We start from the raw sequence: 24,015 nt of genomic DNA, 5'->3' as shown, positions 1-24,015 counted from the left end.
ATGACGCAACCGTTCCATCTCGGCTGGTTCCTCCAGGGGTCTTCCGTGCAGGCCTGGGGCGAGCCCTGGACCGGCGCGATCGGCCGCGACTGGCGGGTGCCGGAGCTGTTCTGCGACATCGCCCGCGCGCTGGAACGCGCCTGCTTCGACTATGTGCTGATCGAGGACAGTTCCTATGTCGGGGAAAGCTACGGCGGATCGCGCGAGATCTACCTGGCCAACGGGCTCGCCGTGCCGCGCCAGGACCCGAGCGTGATCGCAACGCTGATGGCCGCGGCGACGCAGCGCATCGGCATCGTGCCGACGCTGTCCACCTTCGCCTATCCGCCCTATCTGCTGGCGCGCCTGGTGGCGACGCTGGACCAGGTTTCGGCAGGCCGCATCGGCTGGAACATGGTGACCGGCAGCAGCGACTACGCCGCGATGAACTACGGCATGCCGGGGATGCCGGAACATGATCTGCGCTACGACATGGCCGATGAATACATGGGCGCCGTCAATGCGCTGTGGGATAGCTGGGAGCCCGGCGCGATCCTGGCGGACACCGAAAGCGGCGTGCTGGTGGACCACACCAAGGTCCATGCGGCGGATTTCCAGGGCAAGTGGTTCAGCACCCGCGGCCCGCTGAATTCAGGCCCCTGCGTGCAAGGCCGCCCCGTCATCGCCCAGGCCGGCGGCAGCGCACGCGGCAAGCGCTTCGCGGCGCTGCATGCGGATACGGTGGTGGCCAGCGTCAAGGGCGTGGCCGCGATGCGCGCCTACCGGGACGATGTGCGCGCCCATGCCGTGGCGCAGGGCCGCAACCCGGATCACGTGAAGATCCTGTTCCTGGTCGCGCCCACGCTGGGCGAGACCATGGAGGAAGCCGAGCTGCGCCGCCGCCAGCGCCTGGCGCGGGCCGAGGCGCAGGTGCCGCAGTTCCTCGCGCATTTCGGCAAGATCACGAATATCGATTTCGGCCGCTACGACCTCGACACGCCGGTGGACCAGCTCGAGCTGCACACCAATGGCCATCAGCAATCGCTGGACGATTTCAAGCGCGTCGCCGGCAAGCGCAGCCTGCGGCAGGCGATGCTGGCCTATCGCGGCAACCCGGGTTCGGTGGAGCTGACCGGCACGCCGGATGCGGTGGCCTCGCAGATGGCGGAAGCGATGCAGGAGGCGGGTGGTGATGGCTTCCTGCTGTCGCTGGGTGATGTCAGCCGGCGTAGCGTGGCCGAGATCGCCGATGGGCTGGTGCCCGCCCTGCAGGCGCGCGGCCTGGCCCGGCGCGCCTACGCCCACGCCCAGTTCCGGGACAATCTGCTGGAGTTCTGAGGCGGGGCGGGCGGCGCCGCGGGCCAGTCCCCGGGCGCCGCCGCAACCCTCAGCGGAAGACCAGCACCGGAATCTTGCAGCTGCGCAGCAGCGCCGTGGTGGTGCTGCCGACGATCATGTTGCGCAGCCGGCCATGTCCATAGGCGCCCATCACCAGCAGGTCGATGCCGGCGCTGGCGACATGCTCGGCGATAGCCGTCTCGGCATCGCCCCGCAGCACGACCAGCGTGGCGGTCTTGCCGGCGGCCTGCATCTGCTTCGCCGGTTCCGCCAGCAGCGCGCGCCCCGCCGCCTCATCCGCCGCCACCGTCACCAGGTGGCACTCCAGCCCATCGAGCGAGGCTGTGCCGGCCGCATAGGCCACGGCCAACTGGCCGGAACGGCCGCCATCATAGGCGATGGCAAAGCGTGTGATCGGCTTGAAGGCGCGGGAGGCGACCAGCACCGGCAGGCTGCTGGAGCGCAGCACGCGTTCGAGGTTGGCGCCGAGATGGCCGACGGCAAAATTCGCCGCCTCCCCCCGCTTGCCGACCACCAGCAGGTCGGCCTCGTTCTCGAACTCGACGACGGTATCCACCAGCGCGCCATGCCGCTGCACCGTGGAGACCTCCGCCACGCCGGCCGCCTTCAGCCGCGCTTCCGCCGCCGTCAACAGGGCGCGGGCGCGGCGCAGCGAAACCTTGCCGCGCGCTGCGTCCAGCTCCGCCAATTCGCGCAGCAATTCCTCCGAGGCATTCACCCCCAGCGCACCGCTACGGTCCACCGGCGCATCCGCCGTCGCCCGGTCCAGCACGTGCAGGACGCGGACGGAGGCGCCGCCCATGCGGGCGGAAGCCCAGGCGGCGTGGTCGAGGATGCTCTCGGCGTAGACCGAGCCATCCGTGCAGGCAAGAATTCGCGCCATGGCCGTGTCCGTTCCCTCAATGCAGCGCGGGTGCGTCGGAGGCGCCCGGCTTGTCATGCGTGCCGAGCTTGTCCACCAGCGTGGCGCTCGCTTCGTTCAGGCCCAGAAGTGTCACTTCCGTCCCCTCGCGGCGGAACTTCAGCACCACACGGTCCAAGGCCGCAACCGCCGTCAGGTCCCAGATATGGGCGCCGGAGACGTCGATCACCACCCGCTCGACTGCCTCCTTCAGGTCGAAGGCGTCGCCGAAGCTCTCCGCGGAGGCGAAGAAGATCTGGCCGGTGACGGTATAGGTGCGCTGCATGCCGTCCGCCGACAGCTCCGACCGGATGCGGAAGATGTTGGCGACCTTGCGGGCGAAGAAGATGCCCGACAGCAGCACGCCCACCAGAACGCCCTGCGCCAGGTCATGCGTCGCGACCGTCACGGCGACAGTGGCCAGCATGACGATGGAGGAGCTTTTCGGATGCACCCGCAGATCCGACAGCGACTTCCAGGAGAAGGTGCCGATCGAGACCATGATCATCACCGCCACCAGCGCGCCCATCGGAATCTGCCGCACCAGGTCGCCCAGCACCAGGATCAGGAACAGCAGGAACAGCCCGGCCCACAGCGTGGACAGCCGGCCGCGGCCACCGGATTTCACGTTGATGACGGACTGCCCGATCATCGCGCAGCCCGCCATGCCGCCGAAGCAGCCGGAGACGATGTTGGCCACGCCCTGGCCGTAGCTCTCGCGGATCTTGTTGGAGCCGGTATCCGTCAGGTCATCGACGATCTGCGCCGTCATCAGCGATTCCAACAGGCCCACCACCGTGAGCGTCAGCGAGGTCGGCAGGATGATCCACAGAGTCTCGAGCGTCAGGGGGATGTCCGGCAGCAGGAACATCGGCAGGTCCGCGGGCAACTCGCCCATGTCGCCCACGGTGCGGACATCGAGGCCGAACCAGATCGCCACTGCCGTCAGCAGCACGATGGCGACCAGCGGCGAGGGGACCGCCTTGGTCAGCAGCGGCAGCAGGTAGATGATGGCAAGCCCCGCGGCGACGATCACATAGGTCACCCAGGTGACGCCGATCAGCTCCGGCAACTGCGCCAGGAAGATCAGGATGGCGAGCGCATTGACGAAGCCGGTCATGACGGAGCGTGAGACGTAGCGCATCAGCACGCCGAGTTTCAGCGCGCCCGCGATCATCTGGAGCACGCCGCACAGGATGGTGGCGGCCAGCAGGTATTGCAGGCCGTGGTCGCGCACCAGCGTCACCATCACCAGCGCCATGGCGCCGGTGGCCGCGGAGATCATGGCAGGCCGGCCGCCGGCGAAGGCAATGACCACCGCGATGCAGAAGGAGGCATAGAGCCCGACCTTCGGATCGACCCCGGCGATGATGGAGAAGGCAATCGCTTCCGGAATCAGCGCGAGCGCCACGACCGTGCCGGCCAGGATATCGGCGCGAATATTCGGGAACCATTCGGCCCGAAGCTGGGAAAAATTCATGAAGTACTCCGGAGGCGATGCCCGCCAAGCGGCGTGTTCAGCCGGGACCGAAACAGGGCATGCGAGAAAAAGCGCGGCCACGGCGAAAGCCGTACGCATGGCGTCGTGTGCCGTGGTTGGCACACGTCACTCCAGGGTCAGGGCGGCGCGTTCGATGTCATGCGTCGCCTGTAACAGAGTTTCGCTGCGGCGCACAACCGCCTTTTGCCGGGTTTCTCGCCCCCGGCTAGTCGTTCGCCGCGCGCAGCGCCGCGCAGACCGCATCCGTCACCTGCCGCGTGGTCGCCTTGCCGCCGAGGTCGGGCGTGTGCAGCGCCGGGTCGGCCGTCACCCGCTCCACCGCGCGCATCAGCCGCTCCGCGGCCGGCTTCTCCCCCAGATGCTCCAGCATCATCGCCGCGGTCCAGAAGGTGGCGATGGGGTTGGCGATGCCCTTGCCGGTGATGTCGAAGGCGGAACCGTGGATCGGCTCGAACATCGAAGGCGCATCGCGTTCCGGGTTGATGTTCGCGGTCGGCGCGATGCCGAGCGAACCGGCCAGCGCGGCCGCGAGGTCGGACAGGATATCCGCGTGCAGGTTGGAGGCGACGATGGTGTCGATGGTGCCGGGCTTGATCACCATCCGCATGGTCATCGCATCGACCAGCATCTTGTCCCAGGTGACATCGGGGAATTCGGCCGCGACCTCGGCCGCGATCTCGTCCCACATCACCATGGCGTGGCGCTGCGCGTTGGATTTCGTCACCACCGTCAGCAGCTTGCGCGGGCGGCCCTGCGCCAGGCGGAAGGCGTAGCGCATGATCCGCTGCACGCCCGCGCGGGTCATGATGGAGACATCCTGCGCCACCTCGATCGGCAGCCCGCGATGCGCGCGGCCGCCGACGCCGGAATACTCACCCTCCGAATTCTCCCGCACGATCACCCAATCCAGCTCGGGGCCGGTGACGTTGCGGAGCGGGCTGGTGATGCCGGGCAGCACGCGGGTGGGCCGCACATTGGCGTATTGGTCGAGCGGCTGGCAGATGGCGAGGCGCAGGCCCCACAACGTGACATGGTCCGGGATATCCGGCGCGCCGACGGCGCCGAACAGGATGGCGTCGAATTTGCGAAGCTGGTCGGCGCCATCCGCCGGCATCATCACGCCATGCTTGCGGTAGTAGTCGGATCCCCAGTCGAAATCGGTGAAGTCCAGCGTGAAGCCGCCATCGCGCTCGACGCAGACGCGCAGCGCCTCGACGCCCGCGGCGATCACCTCGGGGCCGATGCCATCGCCGCCCATCGCGGCGATCCGGTAGTTTCGCATGAAGATGTCCCGATCCGTCCTGCACCGATGCCGCCGGCCGGGGCGGCCCGGGCATGGGGGGCGCAAGCTAGGCGGCGCGCGGGGCCAAGGTCAAACCCCGGGGGTCGTAACGGTGCCCCGCCTCGCGAACAGGCCGGCCACCGCATAGGCGGCGATGGCGGTGCCAAGACCGCCCGCGACGAAGATGCCGATCGCCAGCAGCCAGTCGATCGGCCCGCCCATGTCGCCGGGCCAGGAACTGGTGATGGCGAACATTGCCGCCACCGCGGCCAGGCCACCCAGCAGGCCCAGCAACTCGGCCCGCAGCAGACGCGGTGCCACCAGGCGGCGGTCGCGCAGCAGCACCATGCCAAGCGCCAGGGTCGCCGCCACGCAAAGCGCGGCAATCGGCCAGATCGCCCAGCCCAGCATCTCCTGGAACACGGCGATGAACATCCAGATCTCGAAATCCTGCATGGTCCCTCTCCCCTTCCCTCAGGCCCGGCCGCGCAGCATGGCGAGGTAGGTCGGCTTCAGCCCGACTTCCTTGATGATCCAGGTGATCCACAGCTCCTCCAGCGGCGCGATCACGCCGGGGAAGGACGGCACCAGATTGTCGTTGTAGTCGAACTCCACCAGCATCGCCCGGCCGATGCGCGTGATCATCGGGCAGGAGGTATAGCCATTGTAGCGGGCCGGGCTTTCACGTCCCTCGATCGTGGCGATCAGATGGTCCACCGCCACCGGCACCTGCCATTTCACGCTGGCCGCCGTCTTGCCTTTCGGCACGCCGGCGACGTCGCCCACGCAGAACACCTCCGGGAAGCGGGCATGGCGCAGCGTCCCACGATCCACCTCCGCCCAGCCATCAGCGGCGAAAGGGCCGGTCTGCCAGGCGAGCGGTGAATTGCGGACCACCGCCGGCGCGCGCATCGGCGGCACCACATTGATGAAGTCGTAGCCGAGTTCCTGGTCGCCCTGCGGCGTGCGGAAGGTGGCAATCCGCCGGCCCGGGTCGATCGCGCGCAGCACATGCTCGTGGTTCACCCGGATGCCGCGATCCGCATACAGCATCCGCAGCTTCTCGGAGACGATGGGTACGGAGAACAGCGCGCGGTTATGCGCGTTGTAGACCAGCTCGGCCTTCCCGCGGTTGCCGCGGCGGCGCAGGATGTCATCGGTCAGGAAGGCGTATTTCAGCGGCGCGCCGGCGCATTTCATCTCCGTCGCCGGCCGCAGGAACAGCCCCGTGCCGCCCCGGTCGGCGAAATCCGACATCGCCCGCCAGGTCGCCGCCGCCTGCTCCGCCCCGGCATAGACGCTGCCCAGCCCATCGCGGCCGATACGTGCCACATCCATGCCCTCGATGGCCGCGTAGTCCAGATGCAGGCCGGTGGCGACGATCAGGTAGTCATAGGCAACCCGCCGGCCGCCCTCGGTGGTGACGCTGCGGCCGACCGGGTCGATCTCCGCCGCGACGTCCTCGATCAGCGTGACGCGGCCCGAGATGTAGTCGCGCGTGGCAGACAGAACATAGCCCGCATCCTTCAACCCGGCCGCGACCAGGGTCAGCCCGGGCTGGTACAAATGCTCCCGCCGCCGGTCGATCAGCGTGATTTCCGCGCCATCCAGCCGCTGCACCAGGCGGGAAGCCGCGGCCAGCCCCGCGGCGCCGGCGCCGATGATGAGGATGCGGGCCGGGGTGCGCAACGGTGCCTGGCCGGAGGCCGGCACCGCAGGCGCCAGGCCGAGGGCGGCGGCGGCAGCCAGCAGGCTGCGCCGGTTCAGGGTGCTTGGGGGTAGGGCCATCGGGTTTCCTCCTGCCGGCGCAAGCCAGGTTGTTTTATTCACACATACGAATATATGAACTTTTTGGAGGAATCTTGCGCCAGATCAATCCGGCGCTGGATCGCCTGCCGCGCCCGGCAGGCCCGTCGCCAGCGGGCTGGAAGCGCCGGGAATCCACCGAAAATCGGCCGGGAGAGGGAACCCGCGCGGTCGCGACGCGCTGGACGCGCACCGCCCCGTTACACCCCGGCGCCTTGACGCAAGCGCGCCGCCCGATCCAGTGGACCCCATGGAGGCTTCCCAGGACCCCGCCCACGCCACCCTGCAGCCCGGCACCAATTGCTGGCGCATCGAACAGGCCAGCCGGGCCACCGTGATCATTGACGCGGCGAATTATTTCCGCGCCGCGCGCAGCGCCATGCTGAAGGCGCAGCTCCGCATCATGCTGATCGGCTGGGATTTCGATGCCCGTATCGAGCTGATCCCGGGCGAGCCTTCGCCCGATGCGCCGCGCAGCCTCGGTGACTTCATCCTGTGGCTGGTCAAGCGCCGGCCGAGCCTCGAGATCTGCCTGCTGCACTGGGATCTGGGCGCGCTGAAGGCGATGTTCCGCGGATCGACCCTAATCACCCTGCTGCGCTGGAAGATGCATCCGCGCATCACCGCGCGGCTGGACGGCGCGCACCCGCCCGCTGCCTCGCATCACCAGAAGATCGCCGTCATCGACGATTGCCTGGCCTTCTGCGGCGGCATCGACATGACCGCGGATCGCTGGGACACGAGCGACCACCCGGATGAGGACCCGCGCCGGGTCCGCCCCGGAGGCGCACCGCACAAGCCCTGGCACGATGCGACCACCGCGCTGGAAGGCCCCGCGGCGGCGGCGCTCGGCGAATTGGCGCGGGACCGATGGGAGCAGGCCGGCGGCGGCACCCTCGCCCCCGTCGACCGCCGCGGCGATTGCTGGCCGGACGCCCTGCCGGCGCAGTTCCGCAACGTCGCGGTCGGCATCGCCCGCAGCCAGCCGGAAATGCCGGACCGGCCCGCGATACTGGAGGTGGAGCGCCTGTATCTCGACCTCATCGCCTCCGCCCGCCGCATGATCTATGCGGAAAGCCAGTATTTCGCCTCCCGCCGCATCGCGGAGGCGATCGCCCGTCGACTGGCCGAGCCGGAGGGGCCGGAGATCGTGCTGGTGAACCCACTGAGCGCGCAGGGCTGGCTGGAGCCGATCGCCATGGATTCCGCCCGCGCCAGGCTGCGGGAGGCGCTGCGCCGCCTCGACCCGCACGGCCGCTTCCGCATCTATCATCCGCAGACGGCGGGCGGACAGCCGATCTATGTGCATGCGAAGATCATGGTGGTGGATGACCGCGTGCTGCGCGTCGGCTCCTCCAACATGAACAACCGGTCGCTGCGGCTGGATACCGAATGCGATGTGGTGATCGATGCCGCCGCGCCGGGCCAGCCGGAGATTCGCGACATCATCGCCGCGGCGCGGACCGGATTGCTGGCCGAGCATCTGGGCGTGACGCCGGAAACCGTCGCGGCGCGGCTCTCGGAGACCGGGTCCCTGATCGCCACCATCGAGGGATTGCGCGGCCCGGGCCGCAGCCTGGTGCCCTATGAGACGCCGGACCTGACGGCCGTGGAGGCCTGGCTCGCGGACCATGAGGTGCTGGACCCGGAAGGCCCCGAGGAAATGTTCGAGGCGATCGCCAAGCGCGGCCTGTTCCGCCGCTTCGGCCGCCTGCGCCGGGCGCGGCCGAGCGCTTGACCCATATCAAGGTGCCTTGCCGCCAGCCTGCCTAGGCTGCCTGGCATGAGCAGCACCCTCCCGCCCGCGCTGGACACCACCCGCCTCGCCTTGGCCGAGCGATCCGTGCCGCGCTACACCTCCTACCCCACCGCCCCGCACTTCCATGCCGGCATCGGCCCCGCCGACTACACCGCCTCGCTGGCGGCGCAGGACCCGGCGGCGACGGTCTCACTGTATCTGCACGTACCCTATTGCGCGGCGATGTGCGCCTATTGCGGCTGCCACACCAAGGTGACGCGGCAGCAGGCGCCGCTCGACGCCTATGTCGAATCCCTGCTGGCCGAGATCCACCTGCTCGCGGCCGCCACGCCGGCGCGGCGCGTCACGCACCTGCATTGGGGCGGCGGCACGCCGAGCATGCTGGGGGCGGCCGGGCTGGAACGCGTGATGGCCGCCCTCGCCTGGCATTTCGACCTGTCCGGCCTGGCCGAACACGCGATCGAGCTCGACCCGCGCAGCCTGACGCGCGGGTTGGCGCGCAAGCTGGCGCAGCTGGGCGTGACGCGCGCCAGCCTCGGCGTGCAGGATTTCAACCCGGCGGTGCAGCACGCCATCGGCCGCGTGCAGCCCTACGAGCTGGTGCAGGCGAGCGTCGACTTCCTGCGTGAGGCCGGCATCGCCGCGATCAATTTCGACCTGATCCACGGCCTGCCGCTGCAGGGCGTGGCGGGGCTCGCGCACAGCATCCACCTGGCGCATGGGCTGGCGCCGGATCGCATCGCGCTGTTCGGCTACGCGCATGTGCCCTGGATGAAGAAGCACCAGCGCCTGATTGACGAAACCGCATTGCCCGGCGTGCCGGAACGGCTGGAGCAGGCGCGCATGGCGCGCGCGCTGCTGGAGTCGCTGGGCTATGCCGCCATCGGGCTGGATCACTTCACCCGCCCGCAGGACCCGATGGCGCAGGCCGCGCGCGCCGGCACGCTGCGCCGCAATTTCCAGGGCTACACGACCGATGTGGCGGATGCGCTGCTGGGCCTTGGCGCTTCCTCCATCGGCCGCCTGCCGCAGGGCTTCGTGCAGAACGAACTGGAGACCGGCGCCTGGCGGCGCAGCGTGGCCGCCGGCGTGCTACCCATCGCGCGCGGCCTGGCCATCACGGCGGAAGATCGCGCACGCGGGGCGGTGATCGAGCGGCTGATGTGCGATTTTCGCGTCCGCCCGCCGCCCTGCCTGCTCGCCAGCGCCTGGGATGAACTCGTGCCGCTGAGGGATGCCGGCATCCTGACGCTGGAGGATGGCGTGGTGGCGATGACGGCGGAGGGTGCGCCCTTCCTCCGCCTCGCCGCCGCCGCCTTCGACGCGCATCTGGCGCGCGCCGGGCGGCATTCCACCGCGGTGTAGCGGCTACGCCTCGAAGGCGCGTTCCAACTTCGCCAGCATCGCCTGCTCGGCCGGCGAAATGCGCGCACCGAGGCCGAGGAAGCCACCCGCGGCTTCCGCCACGCCACGCGCACGGTCCAGCAGGCCGGATTTCAGCGCCTGCCGCGCCGCCGCATCCATGCCGGCGGTGCTGGCGCGGATATAGTCGGACCAGGTCTCCAGCAGTGCCGGCGGCGGTGGCGCGGACAGCCATTGCGTCAGCGAATGCTGCGCCGGGCTGTCTGCGCCGAGGCCGGATTCGGACGCGGCACGCAGCAGCGCCGCGCGTTCCTTCTCATCCAGCGAGCCATCGGCCCAGCCCACCATCACCAGCGGCACCAGCGACAGCGCCGCCAGGGTGGAGGCTTCCAGCCCCTGTGATGCCAGGCGGTCCAGCAGCGCCGTATCGGTGATGCCGGAGGCGGCCTGCAGACCCTCCCGCCGCGAGGCCGCCGCGGCTTCCGCGCGCTGGCGCTGGCGCCAGGCCTCGGTCTCCCGTGCGAAAAAGGCTTCCTCCAGCGCGCGGCGGCGATCGTCGAGGAATTCCTGGTTCATTCTTCCACTCCCTCAAGGCAATAGGCTGCAGTCTAGCGCAGCACGCGAGCGGAGGCACGGGTCATTCCCGCTGCAACACATGGCCGACCGCGACGGCGCCGAGGCCGATCATATGCGCCATGGCGGTGCGTGCGCCCGGCTGCTGCCGGCCCGTGGCCTCACCGCGCAATTGCCGCACGATCTCGGCCACCTGACCGATGCCGGTGGGCCCGATCGGGTGGCCCATGCCGATCAACCCGCCGGAGGGGTTCACCGCGCAGCGTCCGCCAATCTCCCACGCGCCATCGCGCAGCCGCGCGGCCGCTTCGCCAACCGGGCAGAGGCCGAGCGCCTCGGCATAGACGATCTCCTCGATGCTGAAGGCGTCATGCAACTCGACGATGTCCAGCTCCTCCGCGCCGATGCCGGCCTGGCGCAACGTCTCCAGCCCGGATTGCCGCACCATCTCCAGCATGGCGAAGTCGCCAGGCGCCACGGCGGTCTCGCTGCTGGCGGTGGAGGACAGCACGCGAATGGCGCGGCGCCGGTCCAGCTTCAGCCGCGCGATCGCATCCTCGCTAGCGACGATGACGGCGGCCGCACCTTCCCCTCGTGGGCAGCATTGCAGCGCGGTGAGGTCGCCGGCGACGGGGGCGGAGGCCAATACCTGTTCCAGGCTGCGCGGCTTGCGGAACTGGGCGAAGGGATTGCGCGCGGCGTTGCCGTGATTCTTCACCGCGACGCGCGCCATATCCTCCGGCCGCAGCCCGTGGCGGTCCCGCCACAGCCGGGCGAGCAGCGCGAATTCCACCAGCGGGCTGTGATCGGTCGGTGACAGCCGCGCCAGCCCGTCCTTGTCCACCGCGCGCTGCGATGTGCCGTGCTTGTCCACGCCCATCGCCAGCACGATGTCGCGCTGCCCGCTGCCCACCAGCAGGCAGGCCATGCGAAAGGCGGAGGAGCCGGAGGCGGAGGCGTTCTCCACCTGCATCACCTCGATGCCCGTGGCGCCCATGTGCCGCAGCATCACGCGCCCGGCGGCCATGCCGAGGCCGGCGGTGCCGACCATCGCGGCCCCGATATCCGGCCAGCCCAGCCCGGCATCCTCCAGCGCCGCCCGCAGCGCCGTCAGGCCGAGGGTGATGTAGGGCGTGTCGCTGGCGAATTGGTAGCGATGCATGCCGATGCCGACGACGCGGACCGGGCGCAGACCTGCAAGGCCGCTCATGCGGCCGGCCGGAAGCGGCAGACCAGCGCGCCATCCTCCGCCACCAGGACCGCGCGCATCGGCGTGCCCGGCGGCGGTTCCGCCGTGCCCTCCAGCACGCCATCCACCACCAGACCCTCCGCGAGTTGCAGCCGCGCCACCACCAGCGGCGGCACCACGCCCGGCAGCACCGGCTGGTGCAGCGTGATGCAGGCCAGCAACGTGGCCTGGCCGCTGAGTTCCACCGCCTCCAGCCCCGGCGGGCCATAGAGGGAGCGGGGGAAGCTCAGCGCGCCGCTGGCCGGGTCGCGCAGCGCCAGCAATACGGCGCCGTCACCCGCGGCGGCGGGCGCATAGAGGGAAGGCTCGCGCAGGTCCACTCCGTTTCACTCCCATGGCGGCGCGCAGGATAGACGCCCCTTGACCGCGCGGGATACTGGCCGGATCGTGGCGGCACGCCGCAAGGAGTGCGCTTTGCCATGCCGGACACGCCGCTTCGCTTCATCGGCCGCGTCGGCCTCGTCACCGGCGCCGCGTCCGGCCTCGGCCGCGATGCCGCGCTGGCGCTGGCGGCGGAGGGCGCCCGGCTGGTGCTGTTCGACCGCGATGCGGCAGGCCTGGCCGAAACCGCCGCGCGATGTGACGGCGCGCAGGTGGTTGTGGGCGATGTGACCAGCGCCGCGGATATCGACCGTGCCGCGGCGGCACTGGATGCGATCGGCCCGGCGACGCTGCTGGTCACCGCCGCCGGCACGCTCGGCCCGACACGGCCGCTGCCGGAGGTGACGGAGGCCGAGTTCGACCAGGTTTTCGCGGTAAATGTGAAGGGCACCTGGCTGGCGCTGAAGGCGGTGCTGCCGCGCATGGCGGCGGCGGGCGGCGGCGCGGTGGTGACCATCGCATCGGGTTCCGGCATCGTCGGCAATGCGGTGTTCCCGACCTATTCGGCCAGCAAGGGCGCGGTGGTGCTGATGACGCGCAGCGTCGCCACCGGCCACGCCATGCAGGGCATCCGCGCCAACACCGTCTGCCCCGGCCAGATCGAGACGCCGATGCTGCGCGGCGTGTTCGAGCAGCTCGGCGATCGCGCCGCGGGGGTGGAGGCGATGTTCCGCGCGAAGAACCCCTCCGCCCGCTTCGGCGAGGTGCATGAGGTGACGACCGCGGTGCTGTTCCTGCTGAGCGATGCGGCCAGCTACATCAACGGCGCAGCACTGCCGATCGATGGTGGCCGGCTTGCCTGACGCCGCGATCGTCACCGGCGCCGCGCGCGGCATCGGGGCTGCCACCGCCGCAAGGCTGCGCGCCGATGGCCTGGATGTGCTGCTGGTGGACCGGGATGAGGAGGTGGCGGCCACGGCGGCCGCACTCGGCGCCGCGTCACTGATGCTGGATGTGGCAGCACCCGATGCCGGAACGCGCATCGCGCAGGCCGCGCTGGCCGCCTTCGGGCGCATCGACCTGCTGGTGAACAATGCCGGCATCGGCGGGTCGCGCCGGCTGGATCAATCGGATGATGCGCTGATCGCGCGTTTCCTCGATGTGAATCTCGGTGCGGTGCTGCGCGTGACGCGGGATGTGCTGCCGCATCTGCCGCGGCCGGGCGGGCGCGTGGTGAATGTCGCCTCCATCTTCGGCATCGCCGGCCACCCCGGCACCATGGCCTATGCGGTGGCCAAGGCCGGCGTGGCCCAGGCGACGCGGACCCTGGCGGCGGAGCTCGGGCCGGTGGGCATCCGCGTGAATGCCGTGGCGCCGGGCGTCATCGAGACGGCGATGACCGAGGGCTTTCTGCGCGATAGCTGGTATGTAAGTGGCATGGTGCAGGCCGCGCCACTGCGCCGGGCCGGCACGCCGGCGGAGGTGGCGAGCGTGATCGCCTTCCTCGCCTCGGCGGATGCGTCCTTCGTGACGGGGCAGGTGCTGGCGGTGGATGGCGGCTGGCTCGAAGCCCGCAACGCAACGCGTGATTGAGGGAGAAGCAGAGGCGATGGATATGAGCGTGAAATGGCCAAACGGCGCGCGCTGCGCCGTGGCGCTGACCTTCGACTTCGATGCGGAGACGCTGTGGCTGTCGCGCGACCCCTCCAACGCCCGCCGCCCCGGCACGCTCAGCCAGGGCAGCTACGGCGCCAAGGTCGGCGTGCCGAAGATCCTGGAGACGCTGGAGGATGCCGGCGTGAAGGGCACCTTCTTCATCCCCGGCTGGACGGTGGAACACCACACCGACCGTGCCGAGATGATCCTGAAGGGCGGGCATGAGGTCGGCCACCACAGCTATTCCCACGCCTGGCCGGACCCGGATGCGCCGGAGAAGGACATCGAGGAAATCGAGAAGGGCCTGGACAGCCTGAAGCGCGTGCTTGGCGTGGTGCCGAAGGGCTACCGGTCCCCGGCGGGTGAGACGACGGATGAGCTGGTGCGGCAGCTCGACAAGCACGGCTTCCTGTATGACAGCTCGATGATGGGCGATGTGAATCCCTATCGCCTGCCGCATCCGGATGGCGGCCGGCAGCTGGTGGAACTGCCCTATCACTGGAGCCTGGATGACGCGCCCTTCGTGCTGTTCAGCGTGAAGACGCCGCGCCCGATCATGACCAACAGCCACATCCGCGAGGTCTGGCAGGAGGAATTCAAGGAAATCCACCGCTGGGGCGGCTTCTACAACCTGGTCATGCACCCGCAATTGTCGGGCCGCCCCAGCCGTATCGCGCTGCTGCGGGAAATGATTGCCTTCATCCGCGGCTTCGATGACGTTTGGTTCGCCACCTGCACCGAAATCGCCGAAGCCTGGGCCGCCCAGGAAAAGCGCTGAGCAAAATTCGCTGAGGAGAAACCACCATGCAGATCACCCGCCGACAGGCGCTTGCGGGCGCCGGCATCACCATCCTCTCCGCCGGCGCATCCTCGCGCGCCCAGGCGCAGGCGGCGCCGTTCCGTTTCATCGTCAATGTCGGGCTGCAGAACCTGGACCCGATTTCCAGCCCCAGCTTCGTCACCCGCAATTTCGCCTACCTCGTCTTCGACACGCTGGTTTCGATGAACGGGCGCGGCGAGTACAAGCCGCAGATGCTGTCGGGCTGGGAGATCAGCGCGGATGGCCTGACCTGGAATTTCGCGCTGCGCCCCGGCCTGGCTTTCCACGACGGCAGCCCGGTGACGGCGGAGGATTGCGTCGCCTCGCTCAAGCGCTGGGGCGGCCGCGATTCCATCGGCCGCCGCCTGATGGCCTCCACCGAAAGCCTGACGGCAACGGATGCCCGCAACTTCGTGCTGAAACTGTCGAAGCCCTTCGGTGGCGTGCTGGAGGCACTTGGAAAACCCTCCGTCCACGTGCCCTTCATCATGCCGGCACGCATCGCCAGCGCCACGCCGCCCTCGCAGCAGGTGCAGGAGATCATGGGCTCCGGCCCCTTCATCTTCCAGCGCACCAACTGGATCCCGGGCGAGCGCGCCAGCTTCACCCGCAACGCGAACTACGTGCCGCGGGATGAGCCGGCGGATGGGCTGGCCGGCGGCAAGGTGGTGAAGCTCGACCGCGTCGAGATGGCGACGATGGCCGATCCGGGGCTGCGCGTCGCCGCGCTGCAGACCGGAGAGGTGGACTACCTGGAATATGCGCCAGTGGACTACCTGCCACGCCTGCGCACCAACCGGCAGATGAAGATCGCCGAGGCCGGTGGCCAGGCGACGCTGATGTATTGCGCCAGCCTCAACCACTATTTGCCGCCCTTCAACAACGTGCTGATGCGCCGCGCCGTGCAGCAGGCGCTGGACCGGACGGAGGTGCTGGCCGGCGCCGGCTTCGGGGAAGGCCTCGGCCAGCCCGATTGCGCCAGCCTGTTCATGTGCGGCGCGCCCTATTCCAGCACACTCGGCAGCGAGTTGATCCAGCGCCCGAGCCTCGATGCCGCGCGCGCCCTGCTGCAACAGGCCGGCTACAACAATGAACGCGTGGTGCTGCTGCACCCGGCGGACAGCCCGCTGCTGAACCCCTACGGCCTGGTGATGATCGACCGGCTGAAGCGCGCCGGCTTCAACCTGGATGTGCAGGCCAGCGACTGGGCTTCCATCGCGCAGCGCTGGGTGCAGCGCCAGCCGCTGGACCAGGGCGGCTGGAACATCGTGCCGGTGGTCTATACCGGCTTCGACCTGGCGAACCCGCTGTCCAACATGGGTGTCGGCTTCAACTGCACGGACAACCAGCCCTGGGGCTATTGCGTGGACGAGATGTCCCCCGTGCTGGCGCAGTTCGAGGCAGAAGGCGACCCGGCGAAGCGGCGCGAATTGGCGGCGCAGTTGCAGAAGATCTCGTTCGAGAATGCCACCTTCCCGATCGCCGGCCAGTTCCGCAGCCCGGCCGTCTGGCGGGCGGAGCTGCGCGGCGTGATCGATTTCGGCTTCCCGGTGATCTGGAACATCGAAAAGCCGGCGCGCTGATCCACGCAGCGCGACCGTCTTCCGGCGCGGCGTGCGGCCTGGCATTGCGGCGCACGCCGCAATGCACGCAGCCCGTCGCGCTACGATCCGCTGGACAACCGGATGTTGCGGCGCAGGGCCGGTGGTGGCAGTCTGATTTGCGCTGTGCGTGATCCTTGGACCCGTCATGCATGGCGGGTCTGGCGCAGCTCGACGTCCTGCCCGCATCCAGCGACGAGTGAGATCCACCGACCCGATGCCATACCCAGCCCAGGGCGGCCTTGGCCCCAGTGCCGCCACAGCCTCGCCCCTGGCGTCGCGCAAGCCCCGGCCAGCCGTACCGGAGCTTCTGGCAGGGCCTGGCCGCCTGCTGCTGGGCAATCTGGTGGCCGCCCTGCTCTATGCCGGGCTCGGGGCGGCGGTCGGCACCTTCTTCGCACAATATGGGCTGTTCCCGGCGCCGATCTGGCTGCCGGCGGGCATCGCCGCAGTGGCCTGCCTGCTGGGCGGCGCGCGGCTGGTGCCGGGGCTGTTCCTCGGTTCCTTCGCGGTCAACTGGCTGCTGCTGGATGCCAGCCTGCTAACCTCCGTGCTGATCTCGCTGTCCAACAGCCTCGGGCCGCTGGCCGGTGCGCTGCTGACGCGGGCGCTGCGGCCGCCGACCGGCCTGTTCACCCGGCTGCGCGGCGTGCTCGGCTTCGTCGCCGGCTGCGTCGTGCTGCAGGCGCTGCTGACCGCCGCGGGCGGCACCGCGGGGCTGCTGGTGGCCGGCGGCCTGCCGGTGGAGGCCGCCTATTCGGCGTTTTCCCGCTGGGCGCTGTGCGAGGCGGGCGGCGTGTTCTTCTTCGCGCCGACGCTGCTGCTGTGGATGGGGATCGAGCGCACCCCGGCCTCCCCCGCGCGGCGCATGCCGGACGATGGCACGCGGGCCGCCCCCGCCACGAGCGACAGCGTGGTGCTGGCGGCGGCGGCCGGTCTCGCCGGCCTGGTATTCGCCCTGCCGCCCCCGGCCGCCGCCCTGGTGCAGCCGGAGGCGGTGGTGCTGCTGACCATTCCCGTCACCTGGATCACGCTCCGCATCTCGCTGCGCGCCGCCTACAGCCTGCTGACGCTGATCTCGGTGGTGGCCACCGTGGGCACGCTGGCAGGGCTCGGCCCGTTCCAGCCGGATCTGGTGCCGAATCCGCTGCGGGCGGTGGGCATGATGATCGTGCTGATGGCGACCAACGCGCTGGTGCTGATGGCCCTGCTGAGCGAGCGGCGGGAGGCGGAGACGCTTCTGGCCGCGAGCAACATCCGCCTGACCGCGGAGGTTGCCGCCCGCACCGCGGAACTGCGCCGCCGCGCAGAGACGGACGACCTGACCGGCATCGGCAATCGCGGCCATTTCCTGTGCCGGCTGCGCGAATCCTTCGCCGAGGCGCGCCGGCAGGGCGGCAAGCTGGCGCTGGTGGTGATGGATCTGGACCATTTCCGCCCGCTGAACGACATGCGCGGCCACGCCGCCGGCGATGCCGCGCTTCAGGCCGTGGCGCAGATCGGGCGCGACCAGCTTGAGGGTTGGCCCGCCAGCTTCGGCCGGCTGGGCGGGGAGATCTTCGCCATTGCCCTGCCCGGCGCCGGTGCGGCGGAAGGCGCATCGCTCGCGGAGGCCCTGCGCGCCGCCATTGCCCGGCACAGTTTCATGCTGAACGGGGACGAGGTGCCGGCGCGGCTGACTGCCAGCCTCGGCGTCACCGGCCTGCTGCCGGGCGATAGCTCGGCCGAGGAATTGTTGCAGCGGGCCGATGCGGCGGTGTTCCTGGCCAAGGCCAAGGGGCGCAACCGGGTGGAACTTCGGATGGTGAGCGAGGTGCCGAAGGAAATGCGCGCCAGCAACCTGTCGCGCTGAACAATCGTTCGAGAATGCCGGCGGCTAAGGACCCGTTGGCGTTTTCAAACGGTCACTAGGCCAGCCCGAGCAGCGCATAAAGCCGCTGCGCGGGCGGCCAGGCTGCCATGATCTCGGCGCGGAAGGCGTAGCCGGCATAGGCCGCCAGCCCCAGCACCAGCACCGTCAGCACCCATCCGGCCACCGCGAAACGGTCCGGCGGGCTGGTGGGGGCATGACCCAGCCGGTCCTCCGCCGCGGCCCCGGGCGGCGGTGGCGGGGTGCGCGATGGAGGAGGCGGCGGGGGGGACATCGGCGGCGGGGGCAGGACCTCGGGCGCCACCGCCCCGGCGGTCGGCCCGGCCGGGGCATTTATCCGCGACTCGGGGCGCAATCTGGGGGCGGGGCCGGGCGCCGGTGCGTCCGCCGGCGGCTCCGGTAACGCGGCCCGGAAGCTGTGGCCGCAGCGGGCGCAGCGCAGCATCCGCGGTCCGGCGGCCAGCGCCTGGTCCGGCACATCATATTCGGCGCTGCATTTTGGGCAGGAAATTCGCATGTCGTCGCAGTTTTGCGGCGCCGCGCGCCCCGCGTCCAGCCACCATCCGGCGCCGAATGATGCATCGCCACGGCAGCATCATTTGGCGCCACGCCCGCTGCGTGGCAGACAGGGCGCATGGTGCGCTTCGAGGCGGTCGGCCTCCGCTACCCCGGCGGTGGCCCACATACCGGATCATGGGGGCCGGAGGCGCTGGTCGATGTGACCTTCGCCCTGCCCCAGGGGTCCTTCACCTGGCTGCTCGGCCCCTCCGGGGCGGGCAAATCCTCGGTGCTGCGCCTGATGCACCTGGCGCTGCGCCCGACGCGCGGCGAGGTGGAGGTGCTGGGCCTGCGGACCGCCAATGCCCGGCGTGCCGCGCTGGCGCCGGTACGGCGGCGCATCGGCGTGGTGTTCCAGGATTTCCGCCTGCTGCCCTATCTGTCCGCCTTCGACAATGTGGCGCTGCCGCTGCGCCTGGCCGGGCGGCCGGAGGCCTCGCTGCGCGCCGATGTGACGGAGATGCTGCGCTGGGTCGGCCTGGCGGAGCGGGCGGAGGCGCTGCCGCCGGAGCTTTCGGGCGGCGAGCAGCAGCGCATCGCCATCGCCCGCGCCGTGGTGCACCGCCCTGCCCTGCTGGTGGCGGATGAGCCGACCGGGAACCTCGACAACCACCAGGCCCGCCGCCTGCTGGCCCTGCTGCGGGAGATGAACCGGCTCGGCACCACGGTGGTGGTGGCCACCCATGACGAGGACCTCGTCTCCCGCTTCCCGGCGCCGTCCCTGCTGCTGCACGATGGGCGGCTGCATGACGTGGACAGTGCGCGCGGGGTCGACTCGGCCGCAGGCTATGATCCGGAGGGGCATCCCGGCGCCTGGCCGGAGGCGCCGCAGGCCGATGACCCGCCGGCCGAGGATACCTATCCCGCGGAAACCCCGCCGGAGCCGTATTCCGACCCGGCCGAGTTCCCCGAGCCGCCGCGCCACGCCAACCGCCCGCCGCCCTACATCGTCCGCCCGCGGGACCCTCGCCGGGGACCGCCGCCGCATGGCTAGGCGCCGCCGTTACTCCCGGGACCCGCTGGGGCTGCGCCGGGCGCTGTCCGGGTTGCTGCTGCCCGGCCTGGTCGCCGCCATGGCGCTGCTCGCGGCGCTCGCTTTGGCCGGGGCGCAGGGCGCGGCGACGCTGGCCGAGCGCTGGCAGCGCGGCGCCGCCGCGGCGGTCACGGTGCAGATTCCCGATGCCGATGCGGTGCGGCTGGACCGCGCGGTGGCGGCGCTGCGGCAGATGCCGGAAGTGGCCGAAGCCGAGGCGATGGAGCCGGAACGGCTGGCCGCGCTGCTGCGCCCCTGGCTCGGCGAAAGCCCCGCCATCGCCATGCCCGGCGTCATCGAGCTGCGGCTGCGGGACCAGCGCACCGACCCGGTGCTGATCGGCGACCGGCTGGCCAATGTGGTGCCGGGCGCGATGGTGGAGGCGCATGGGCTGTGGGTGCAGCGGCTGGCGGCGCTGGCGCGCAGCCTGCAGGCCATCGCGCTGGGCGTCCTGCTGCTGGTGGCGGTGGTGGCCGCCGCGGTGGTGGCGGTGGCCACCCGCGCCGGGCTGTCAGCGCGGCGCAACGCGATCGAGGTGCTGCACGGCCTCGGCGCGCGGGATGGCGATATCGCCGGCCGCTTCGCTCGGCGGGTTGGCCTGCTGGCGGCGACCGGGGCGCTGGTCGGTGCCGGCATATCGGTGCCGGCGCTGGCGCTGCTGGTGGACCTCGCCGGCCCCTGGGTGGGCGCGGAAAGCCGCCTGCACAGCCTGGCCGGGCTGCCCTGGGCGGGGCTGCTGGCCTTGCCGCCGGTGGCCTATCTGGTTGGCTGGGCCACCGCGCAGGCCACCGTGCGGCGCTGGCTGCACCAATTGCCGTGAAGCGCCTGCTGGTCCTGATCGGCGGGCTTGGCCTGGCCGGGCTGCTGCTGCTCGGCTGGGGATTCCTGCGCTTCCTGGCCGGCGCCACCGCCGCGGTGGAGGACCCGGTGCGGCCGACCGAGGCGGTGGTGGTGCTGACCGGCGGCGCCGACCGGGTGGAGACCGCCCTGCGGCTGCTGGAACAGGGTGCGGCGCCGCGACTGCTGGTCTCCGGCGCGCATGCCCGCCTGACCCTGCCCGAACTGGCCCGCGCGCATGGGCGGGACCCGGCGGCGCTCACCGGCCGCGTCACCCTTGGCTGGGCGGCGGCGACCACGCTGGGCAATGCGGTGGAGGTGGCGGCCTATGCGCGCGGCCGTGGCATCGGCTCCGTCCGCCTGGTGACGGCGGGCTACCACATGCCGCGGGCGCTGCTGGAATTGCGCCGCGCGGCGCCGGGGCTGGAGGTGGTGCCTCATCCGGTGGTGCCGCCAGGGCTGCGCGCGGATGGCAGCCCCGATGGCCGCGCATTGTCCGGATTGCGCCGATGGACCCTGCTGTCCGGCGAGTATCTGAAGTATGTGGCCGCAGCCGCCGGGCTGACGCGTTTCCTGCCGGCGAAGGAGCGGGCGCTGCGATGATCTGGCTACGGTCCCTGGTATTCAACCTGCTGTTCTTCGGCATCACCGCCGTGGTCGGCATCATCGCCATCCCGACCCTGCTGCTGCCGAGCGGCGCGGCGCTGCGGGTGACCCGGCTTTGGGCACAACTCGTCATCCTGGCGCTGCGCATCAGCGTCGGCGTGCGGGTGGAGGTGCGGGGGTGGGAGAACCTGCCGCCCGGCGGCGTGGTGATCGCGGCCAAGCATCAATCGGCCTTCGACACCATCATCTGGCTGAGCCTGCTGGAAAAGCCGGCCTATGTGATGAAGAAGGAATTGCTGGCGATTCCGGTCTATGGCTGGCACGCCCGCAATGCCGGGATGATCCCGGTGGACCGCGAGGGCGGCGGCCCGGCGCTGCGTGGCATGCTGCGGGCCGCCACCGCCGCGGTGGCCGCGGGGGCCCAGGTGGTGATCTTTCCGGAAGGCACGCGCACCCCGGTGGGCCAGCGCGTGGCCTACCAGCCCGGGGTGGTGGCGATTGCCGCCGGCACCGGGGCGCCGGTGGTGCCGGTGGCCACCGATAGCGGCCGGGTCTGGGGCCGCCGGCATTTCCTGAAGCGGCCGGGCGTGATCCGCATCGCCATCCTGCCGCCGCTGCCGGCGGGCCTGAACCGGGCGCGGATGCTCGAATCCCTGCAAAGCCAGATCGAAGAAACCACGGATCGATTGATGGCCGAGCCACAATTCGGCTGACTCCGACCCTGTGGATAAATCTGTGGGTTGACAGTCCCGGTTGTCCCCAGGCCGAAGGGCGGTTCTGATACGAGGCGTTCCTAAATCCGACCAAACCATTGATCATACGTCAAATAAGCCGCAACGGCCTTCGCGCAACGCATTGATTTCCCTCATCTATCCGTTCGACGCCGAATGCAGGGTTCACCCGGGTCCGGGGGCCGCTTCGCAAAGCCGGACAAGGACTTAGGCGCCAAAGGCGCGGTGGATTAAACTTGGCGCAGCGGCCGCGGGGCGGCATGTTCCGGACGGCCTGTTGTCATAACGGAACAAGATCCGCTGCCTCGGGCAGAAGGGCAGCCAGGCGCGCGAGGCCCCGGTCCCGCACCCCCATTTCGGCCAGGTGGCGCAGCGTATTCAGCAGGTAGTCGCGGTTCGGGCCCATCTGGCCGACGCCCTGCGCGATGGCCCGCGCCGCCACCGCATCGGCCAGGCCCCGCACGTAAAGCCGGCAGCCACGATTGGCGACATAGGTCACGGCCGGCACCGCCGGGCTGTCCGGCGCATCCAGCCGCCGCACCCGCAGCACGCGGCGGTGATAGACCACCTCCGCCCCGTCCGGCAGTTCACGCTCGTCCAGATAGTGCAGCACCTCGGCCGCCGCGGCCGCCGGCACCCGGAACACCACGCCCCGGCAGGCGCCGCCGCGGTCCAGCCCGAGCACCAGGCCCGGAGCCTCCGGCGTGCCGCGGTAGCGGTGCGACCACAGGCAGAAGCGGCGATGATAGCCGCCCAGCAGGGCGGGGTGGCAGCCGGCATGGTCGAAGCCGGGCCGCCAGATCAAGGACCCATAGCCGAAGACCCAGAGCGCCCCATCATGCAGCGGCGGCGGATCGGCGGTGGGGAAAATCGGGGGTGCCTGCACGGGAAGACCGGAACCGGCTATACCCTCACCCAGAATGGAAATGAAGACCCCGCGGCGTGGCCGCCCCCTCGGCCCCCGGCTCGCATTCGGCGCGCTGCTGCTGCTGTTCGCCCTGGGCGCCGGGCACACCCTGTTGTGGCGGACCATGGCCCAGCAGCTTGAATCTGGGCTCGCCACCTGGGTCGAGATCCGGCGCGCGCAGGGTTGGCGGGTGGACCATGCCGCACCGGTGCGCGGCGGCTGGCCCTTCTCCGCCACGCTGACCCTGGGCACGGTGCGGCTGGAAGGCGGCGGCGCCACGCTGCCGGGCGGCCTGGCGCTGGATGCGGAACGCGTGGTGCTGCGCGTCACCCTGCCGCGGCTCAATCGCCTGCGCGTCGAGATGCCCGGAGCCCAGCGCCTGCGCCTGGCCGGCGGCGAATGGCGCTTCGCGGCGGATGAACTGGTGGCCCTGGTGCCGCTGGAGCCGGACACCCCGCCGCGGGAGGCCGTGCTGCTGGCAGAGCGGCTGCGCCTGGCCGGCCCGGCCGGACCGATGGAGGTGGCCCGCGCCCGGCTTGCCGTCGCCAGTTCCTCCACCGCCACGGAGGATGAGCCGGCGATCACGCTCGACTTGGCGGCGGAGGCGATCGACCTGCCCGCCGCCGCGGATGCCACGCGGGGCTTCGGCCGCCGGATCGAGGCGCTGCTGGCGGAGTTGTCCCTGAGCGGCCCGGTGCCGCCCGGCCGCGAGCCGGCCCGGCGGGCGGAAGCCTGGCGCGATGCCGGCGGATCGCTGGAATTGCGCCAGGTGGCACTGCGCTGGGGCCCGGCGGAGGTCGCCGCGGCGGCCACCCTGGCGCTGGATGAGGCGCTTCAGCCGATGGGCGCCGGCACACTCCGCGTCACCGGCGCGGCGGAGGCGCTTCAGGCGCTGACGGATGCCGGCGTGGTCGGGCGGCGCGCCGCCGGCACCGCGCGCATCATGCTGCCGCTGATGTCCCGCCCCGCCCCCGGCGGCGGCACCGAGATCGAGGTGCCGGTGACGGTGGAGGACCGCACCCTGGCGATCGCCCGCATCCCGGTGCTGCGCTTCCCGGCCTGGGACTGGCCGGTGGCCAGCGCCGCGCCGCGCTGAGAACGCCCGCTGGCAACGCCCCCCCTGGCAATGCCCCCCTGGCAATGCCCCCCCCTGGCATCGCCTATCGCGGAAATAGATTCCGCGATCTGGAGATGCCTTCAACTCACCCTTAGGTTTCGTTTCGCAGTGGAACGATGATCGGTCCTCCCCACGGAAATGATGCCCGAAATGTCCCGTATGACCCTGACCGCCCTGGCCCGCGGCC

Annotated in this window: 23 protein-coding genes and 1 pseudogene; 13 read left to right on the top strand and 11 right to left on the bottom strand. The window is 70.7% G+C overall.

What is annotated here, in order from left to right; translation table 11 throughout:
* Positions 1 to 1,317, top strand: a complete 1,317-nt coding sequence (locus Q8S40_RS03575; protein ID WP_305669310.1) for an NtaA/DmoA family FMN-dependent monooxygenase — start codon at positions 1 to 3, stop codon at positions 1,315 to 1,317.
* A 49-nt stretch (positions 1,318 to 1,366) separates the two neighbouring features.
* Here the strand turns inward: Q8S40_RS03575 and Q8S40_RS03570 are convergent, their stop codons facing one another.
* The 5 genes from Q8S40_RS03570 to Q8S40_RS03550 form a co-directional block, all read right to left on the bottom strand.
* On the bottom strand, positions 1,367 to 2,221 hold the full coding sequence (locus Q8S40_RS03570; protein ID WP_305669309.1) for a universal stress protein: 855 nt from the start codon (positions 2,219 to 2,221) through the stop codon (positions 1,367 to 1,369).
* 16 nt (positions 2,222 to 2,237) lie between these two features.
* Entirely contained in the window at positions 2,238 to 3,719 is a 1,482-nt protein-coding gene (locus Q8S40_RS03565; RefSeq protein ID WP_305669308.1) for a SulP family inorganic anion transporter, read from the bottom strand.
* A gap of 226 nt (positions 3,720 to 3,945) precedes the next feature.
* Complete coding sequence (locus Q8S40_RS03560; RefSeq protein WP_305669307.1) at positions 3,946 to 5,022, bottom strand: tartrate dehydrogenase; 1,077 nt, start codon at positions 5,020 to 5,022, stop codon at positions 3,946 to 3,948.
* A gap of 90 nt (positions 5,023 to 5,112) precedes the next feature.
* A complete protein-coding gene (locus tag Q8S40_RS03555) occupies positions 5,113 to 5,478 on the bottom strand; it encodes a DUF5368 family protein (RefSeq protein WP_305669306.1) in 366 nt (121 codons plus the stop codon).
* Between the two features lie 18 nt (positions 5,479 to 5,496).
* Positions 5,497 to 6,810, bottom strand: coding sequence for an NAD(P)/FAD-dependent oxidoreductase (locus Q8S40_RS03550; protein WP_305669305.1), 1,314 nt, complete (start codon positions 6,808 to 6,810; stop codon positions 5,497 to 5,499).
* 268 nt (positions 6,811 to 7,078) lie between these two features.
* Here Q8S40_RS03550 and Q8S40_RS03545 point away from each other — a divergent pair, with 268 nt between their 5' ends.
* Together Q8S40_RS03545 and hemN are read left to right on the top strand one after the other, a co-directional pair.
* Positions 7,079 to 8,566 carry a phospholipase D-like domain-containing protein gene (locus Q8S40_RS03545; RefSeq protein WP_305669304.1) on the top strand — a complete coding sequence of 496 codons (1,488 nt, stop codon included), beginning with the start codon at positions 7,079 to 7,081 and terminating at the stop codon, positions 8,564 to 8,566.
* Between the two features lie 45 nt (positions 8,567 to 8,611).
* Entirely contained in the window at positions 8,612 to 9,952 is a 1,341-nt protein-coding gene (hemN, locus tag Q8S40_RS03540) for an oxygen-independent coproporphyrinogen III oxidase (RefSeq protein WP_305669303.1), read from the top strand.
* 3 nt (positions 9,953 to 9,955) lie between these two features.
* On the opposite strand, the gene Q8S40_RS03535 is transcribed toward hemN, so the two are convergent.
* The 3 genes from Q8S40_RS03535 to Q8S40_RS03525 form a co-directional block, all read right to left on the bottom strand.
* The gene (locus tag Q8S40_RS03535; protein ID WP_305669302.1) at positions 9,956 to 10,525 is read right to left on the bottom strand and encodes a hypothetical protein; all 570 of its coding nucleotides are present in this window, start codon (positions 10,523 to 10,525) and stop codon (positions 9,956 to 9,958) included.
* 61 nt (positions 10,526 to 10,586) lie between these two features.
* Complete coding sequence (locus Q8S40_RS03530; RefSeq protein WP_305669301.1) at positions 10,587 to 11,732, bottom strand: thiolase family protein; 1,146 nt, start codon at positions 11,730 to 11,732, stop codon at positions 10,587 to 10,589.
* Positions 11,729 to 12,091 carry an OB-fold domain-containing protein gene (locus Q8S40_RS03525; RefSeq protein WP_305669300.1) on the bottom strand — a complete coding sequence of 121 codons (363 nt, stop codon included), beginning with the start codon at positions 12,089 to 12,091 and terminating at the stop codon, positions 11,729 to 11,731. Before Q8S40_RS03525 ends, Q8S40_RS03530 begins: the two co-directional genes overlap by 4 nt.
* 99 nt (positions 12,092 to 12,190) lie before the next feature.
* Here Q8S40_RS03525 and Q8S40_RS03520 point away from each other — a divergent pair, with 99 nt between their 5' ends.
* The 5 genes from Q8S40_RS03520 to Q8S40_RS03500 all read left to right on the top strand — a co-directional run bounded on the left by Q8S40_RS03520 (position 12,191) and on the right by Q8S40_RS03500 (position 18,021).
* Positions 12,191 to 12,955, top strand: a complete 765-nt coding sequence (locus tag Q8S40_RS03520) for an SDR family NAD(P)-dependent oxidoreductase (RefSeq protein WP_305669299.1) — start codon at positions 12,191 to 12,193, stop codon at positions 12,953 to 12,955.
* Complete coding sequence (locus tag Q8S40_RS03515; protein ID WP_305669298.1) at positions 12,948 to 13,685, top strand: SDR family NAD(P)-dependent oxidoreductase; 738 nt, start codon at positions 12,948 to 12,950, stop codon at positions 13,683 to 13,685. Before Q8S40_RS03520 ends, Q8S40_RS03515 begins: the two co-directional genes overlap by 8 nt.
* 22 nt (positions 13,686 to 13,707) lie before the next feature.
* Positions 13,708 to 14,526 (top strand): polysaccharide deacetylase, encoded by an 819-nt coding sequence (locus Q8S40_RS03510; RefSeq protein WP_305669297.1) that lies wholly within the window; start codon positions 13,708 to 13,710, stop codon positions 14,524 to 14,526.
* Positions 14,527 to 14,552: 26 nt separating this feature from the next.
* Positions 14,553 to 16,151 carry an ABC transporter substrate-binding protein gene (locus Q8S40_RS03505; protein ID WP_304810090.1) on the top strand — a complete coding sequence of 533 codons (1,599 nt, stop codon included), beginning with the start codon at positions 14,553 to 14,555 and terminating at the stop codon, positions 16,149 to 16,151.
* Positions 16,152 to 16,386: 235 nt separating this feature from the next.
* Complete coding sequence (locus Q8S40_RS03500; protein ID WP_305669296.1) at positions 16,387 to 18,021, top strand: diguanylate cyclase; 1,635 nt, start codon at positions 16,387 to 16,389, stop codon at positions 18,019 to 18,021.
* A gap of 55 nt (positions 18,022 to 18,076) precedes the next feature.
* Here the strand turns inward: Q8S40_RS03500 and Q8S40_RS03495 are convergent, their stop codons facing one another.
* Together Q8S40_RS03495 and Q8S40_RS25135 are read right to left on the bottom strand one after the other, a co-directional pair.
* Positions 18,077 to 18,313 (bottom strand): hypothetical protein, encoded by a 237-nt coding sequence (locus Q8S40_RS03495; protein WP_305669295.1) that lies wholly within the window; start codon positions 18,311 to 18,313, stop codon positions 18,077 to 18,079.
* A 144-nt stretch (positions 18,314 to 18,457) separates the two neighbouring features.
* A pseudogene (locus tag Q8S40_RS25135) lies at positions 18,458 to 18,556 on the bottom strand (zinc-ribbon domain-containing protein); the annotation flags it as partial.
* 117 nt (positions 18,557 to 18,673) lie between these two features.
* Between Q8S40_RS25135 and Q8S40_RS03490 the strand changes: the two are divergent.
* From Q8S40_RS03490 to Q8S40_RS03475, 4 genes are read left to right on the top strand one after another with little or no spacing between them, the layout of a single operon-like run.
* Positions 18,674 to 19,591 (top strand): cell division ATP-binding protein FtsE, encoded by a 918-nt coding sequence (locus tag Q8S40_RS03490; RefSeq protein WP_371136795.1) that lies wholly within the window; start codon positions 18,674 to 18,676, stop codon positions 19,589 to 19,591.
* Positions 19,584 to 20,450, top strand: coding sequence for an ABC transporter permease (locus Q8S40_RS03485; protein WP_305669294.1), 867 nt, complete (start codon positions 19,584 to 19,586; stop codon positions 20,448 to 20,450). Before Q8S40_RS03490 ends, Q8S40_RS03485 begins: the two co-directional genes overlap by 8 nt.
* Complete coding sequence (locus tag Q8S40_RS03480) at positions 20,447 to 21,070, top strand: YdcF family protein (RefSeq protein WP_304810098.1); 624 nt, start codon at positions 20,447 to 20,449, stop codon at positions 21,068 to 21,070. The genes Q8S40_RS03485 and Q8S40_RS03480 overlap by 4 nt, the downstream gene beginning before the upstream one ends.
* Complete coding sequence (locus Q8S40_RS03475; RefSeq protein WP_304810100.1) at positions 21,067 to 21,786, top strand: 1-acyl-sn-glycerol-3-phosphate acyltransferase; 720 nt, start codon at positions 21,067 to 21,069, stop codon at positions 21,784 to 21,786. The genes Q8S40_RS03480 and Q8S40_RS03475 overlap by 4 nt, the downstream gene beginning before the upstream one ends.
* Positions 21,787 to 22,084: 298 nt before the next feature.
* On the opposite strand, the gene Q8S40_RS03470 is transcribed toward Q8S40_RS03475, so the two are convergent.
* On the bottom strand, positions 22,085 to 22,690 hold the full coding sequence (locus tag Q8S40_RS03470; RefSeq protein WP_304810102.1) for a gamma-glutamylcyclotransferase: 606 nt from the start codon (positions 22,688 to 22,690) through the stop codon (positions 22,085 to 22,087).
* A 40-nt stretch (positions 22,691 to 22,730) separates the two neighbouring features.
* On the opposite strand from Q8S40_RS03470, the gene Q8S40_RS03465 reads away from it, so the two are divergent.
* On the top strand, positions 22,731 to 23,807 hold the full coding sequence (locus Q8S40_RS03465; RefSeq protein ID WP_305669293.1) for a DUF2125 domain-containing protein: 1,077 nt from the start codon (positions 22,731 to 22,733) through the stop codon (positions 23,805 to 23,807).
* Positions 23,808 to 24,015 lie beyond the last annotated feature (208 nt).

It is taken from the genome of Falsiroseomonas sp., from assembly GCF_030695085.1.
GTDB lineage: Bacteria > Pseudomonadota > Alphaproteobacteria > Acetobacterales > Acetobacteraceae > Falsiroseomonas.
The sequence above is the reverse complement of the archived record's forward strand: the minus strand, read 5'-3'. Positions and strand labels throughout refer to the sequence as shown.

Excerpts from the sequence above, each read along its gene's own strand:
- Q8S40_RS03575 (WP_305669310.1), top strand. The coding sequence starts at position 1 with ATGACGCAACCGTTCCATCTCGGCTGGTTCCTCCAGGGGTCTTCCGTG.
- Q8S40_RS03570 (WP_305669309.1), bottom strand. The coding sequence starts at position 2,221 with ATGGCGCGAATTCTTGCCTGCACGGATGGCTCGGTCTACGCCGAGAGC.
- Q8S40_RS03565 (WP_305669308.1), bottom strand. The coding sequence starts at position 3,719 with ATGAATTTTTCCCAGCTTCGGGCCGAATGGTTCCCGAATATTCGCGCC.
- Q8S40_RS03560 (WP_305669307.1), bottom strand. The coding sequence starts at position 5,022 with ATGCGAAACTACCGGATCGCCGCGATGGGCGGCGATGGCATCGGCCCC.
- Q8S40_RS03555 (WP_305669306.1), bottom strand. The coding sequence starts at position 5,478 with ATGCAGGATTTCGAGATCTGGATGTTCATCGCCGTGTTCCAGGAGATG.
- Q8S40_RS03550 (WP_305669305.1), bottom strand. The coding sequence starts at position 6,810 with ATGGCCCTACCCCCAAGCACCCTGAACCGGCGCAGCCTGCTGGCTGCC.
- Q8S40_RS03545 (WP_305669304.1), top strand. The coding sequence starts at position 7,079 with ATGGAGGCTTCCCAGGACCCCGCCCACGCCACCCTGCAGCCCGGCACC.
- hemN (WP_305669303.1), top strand. The coding sequence starts at position 8,612 with ATGAGCAGCACCCTCCCGCCCGCGCTGGACACCACCCGCCTCGCCTTG.
- Q8S40_RS03535 (WP_305669302.1), bottom strand. The coding sequence starts at position 10,525 with ATGAACCAGGAATTCCTCGACGATCGCCGCCGCGCGCTGGAGGAAGCC.
- Q8S40_RS03530 (WP_305669301.1), bottom strand. The coding sequence starts at position 11,732 with ATGAGCGGCCTTGCAGGTCTGCGCCCGGTCCGCGTCGTCGGCATCGGC.
- Q8S40_RS03520 (WP_305669299.1), top strand. The coding sequence starts at position 12,191 with ATGCCGGACACGCCGCTTCGCTTCATCGGCCGCGTCGGCCTCGTCACC.
- Q8S40_RS03510 (WP_305669297.1), top strand. The coding sequence starts at position 13,708 with ATGAGCGTGAAATGGCCAAACGGCGCGCGCTGCGCCGTGGCGCTGACC.
- Q8S40_RS03505 (WP_304810090.1), top strand. The coding sequence starts at position 14,553 with ATGCAGATCACCCGCCGACAGGCGCTTGCGGGCGCCGGCATCACCATC.
- Q8S40_RS03500 (WP_305669296.1), top strand. The coding sequence starts at position 16,387 with ATGCCATACCCAGCCCAGGGCGGCCTTGGCCCCAGTGCCGCCACAGCC.
- Q8S40_RS03495 (WP_305669295.1), bottom strand. The coding sequence starts at position 18,313 with ATGTCCCCCCCGCCGCCTCCTCCATCGCGCACCCCGCCACCGCCGCCC.
- Q8S40_RS03490 (WP_371136795.1), top strand. The coding sequence starts at position 18,674 with ATGGTGCGCTTCGAGGCGGTCGGCCTCCGCTACCCCGGCGGTGGCCCA.
- Q8S40_RS03485 (WP_305669294.1), top strand. The coding sequence starts at position 19,584 with ATGGCTAGGCGCCGCCGTTACTCCCGGGACCCGCTGGGGCTGCGCCGG.
- Q8S40_RS03475 (WP_304810100.1), top strand. The coding sequence starts at position 21,067 with ATGATCTGGCTACGGTCCCTGGTATTCAACCTGCTGTTCTTCGGCATC.
- Q8S40_RS03465 (WP_305669293.1), top strand. The coding sequence starts at position 22,731 with ATGAAGACCCCGCGGCGTGGCCGCCCCCTCGGCCCCCGGCTCGCATTC.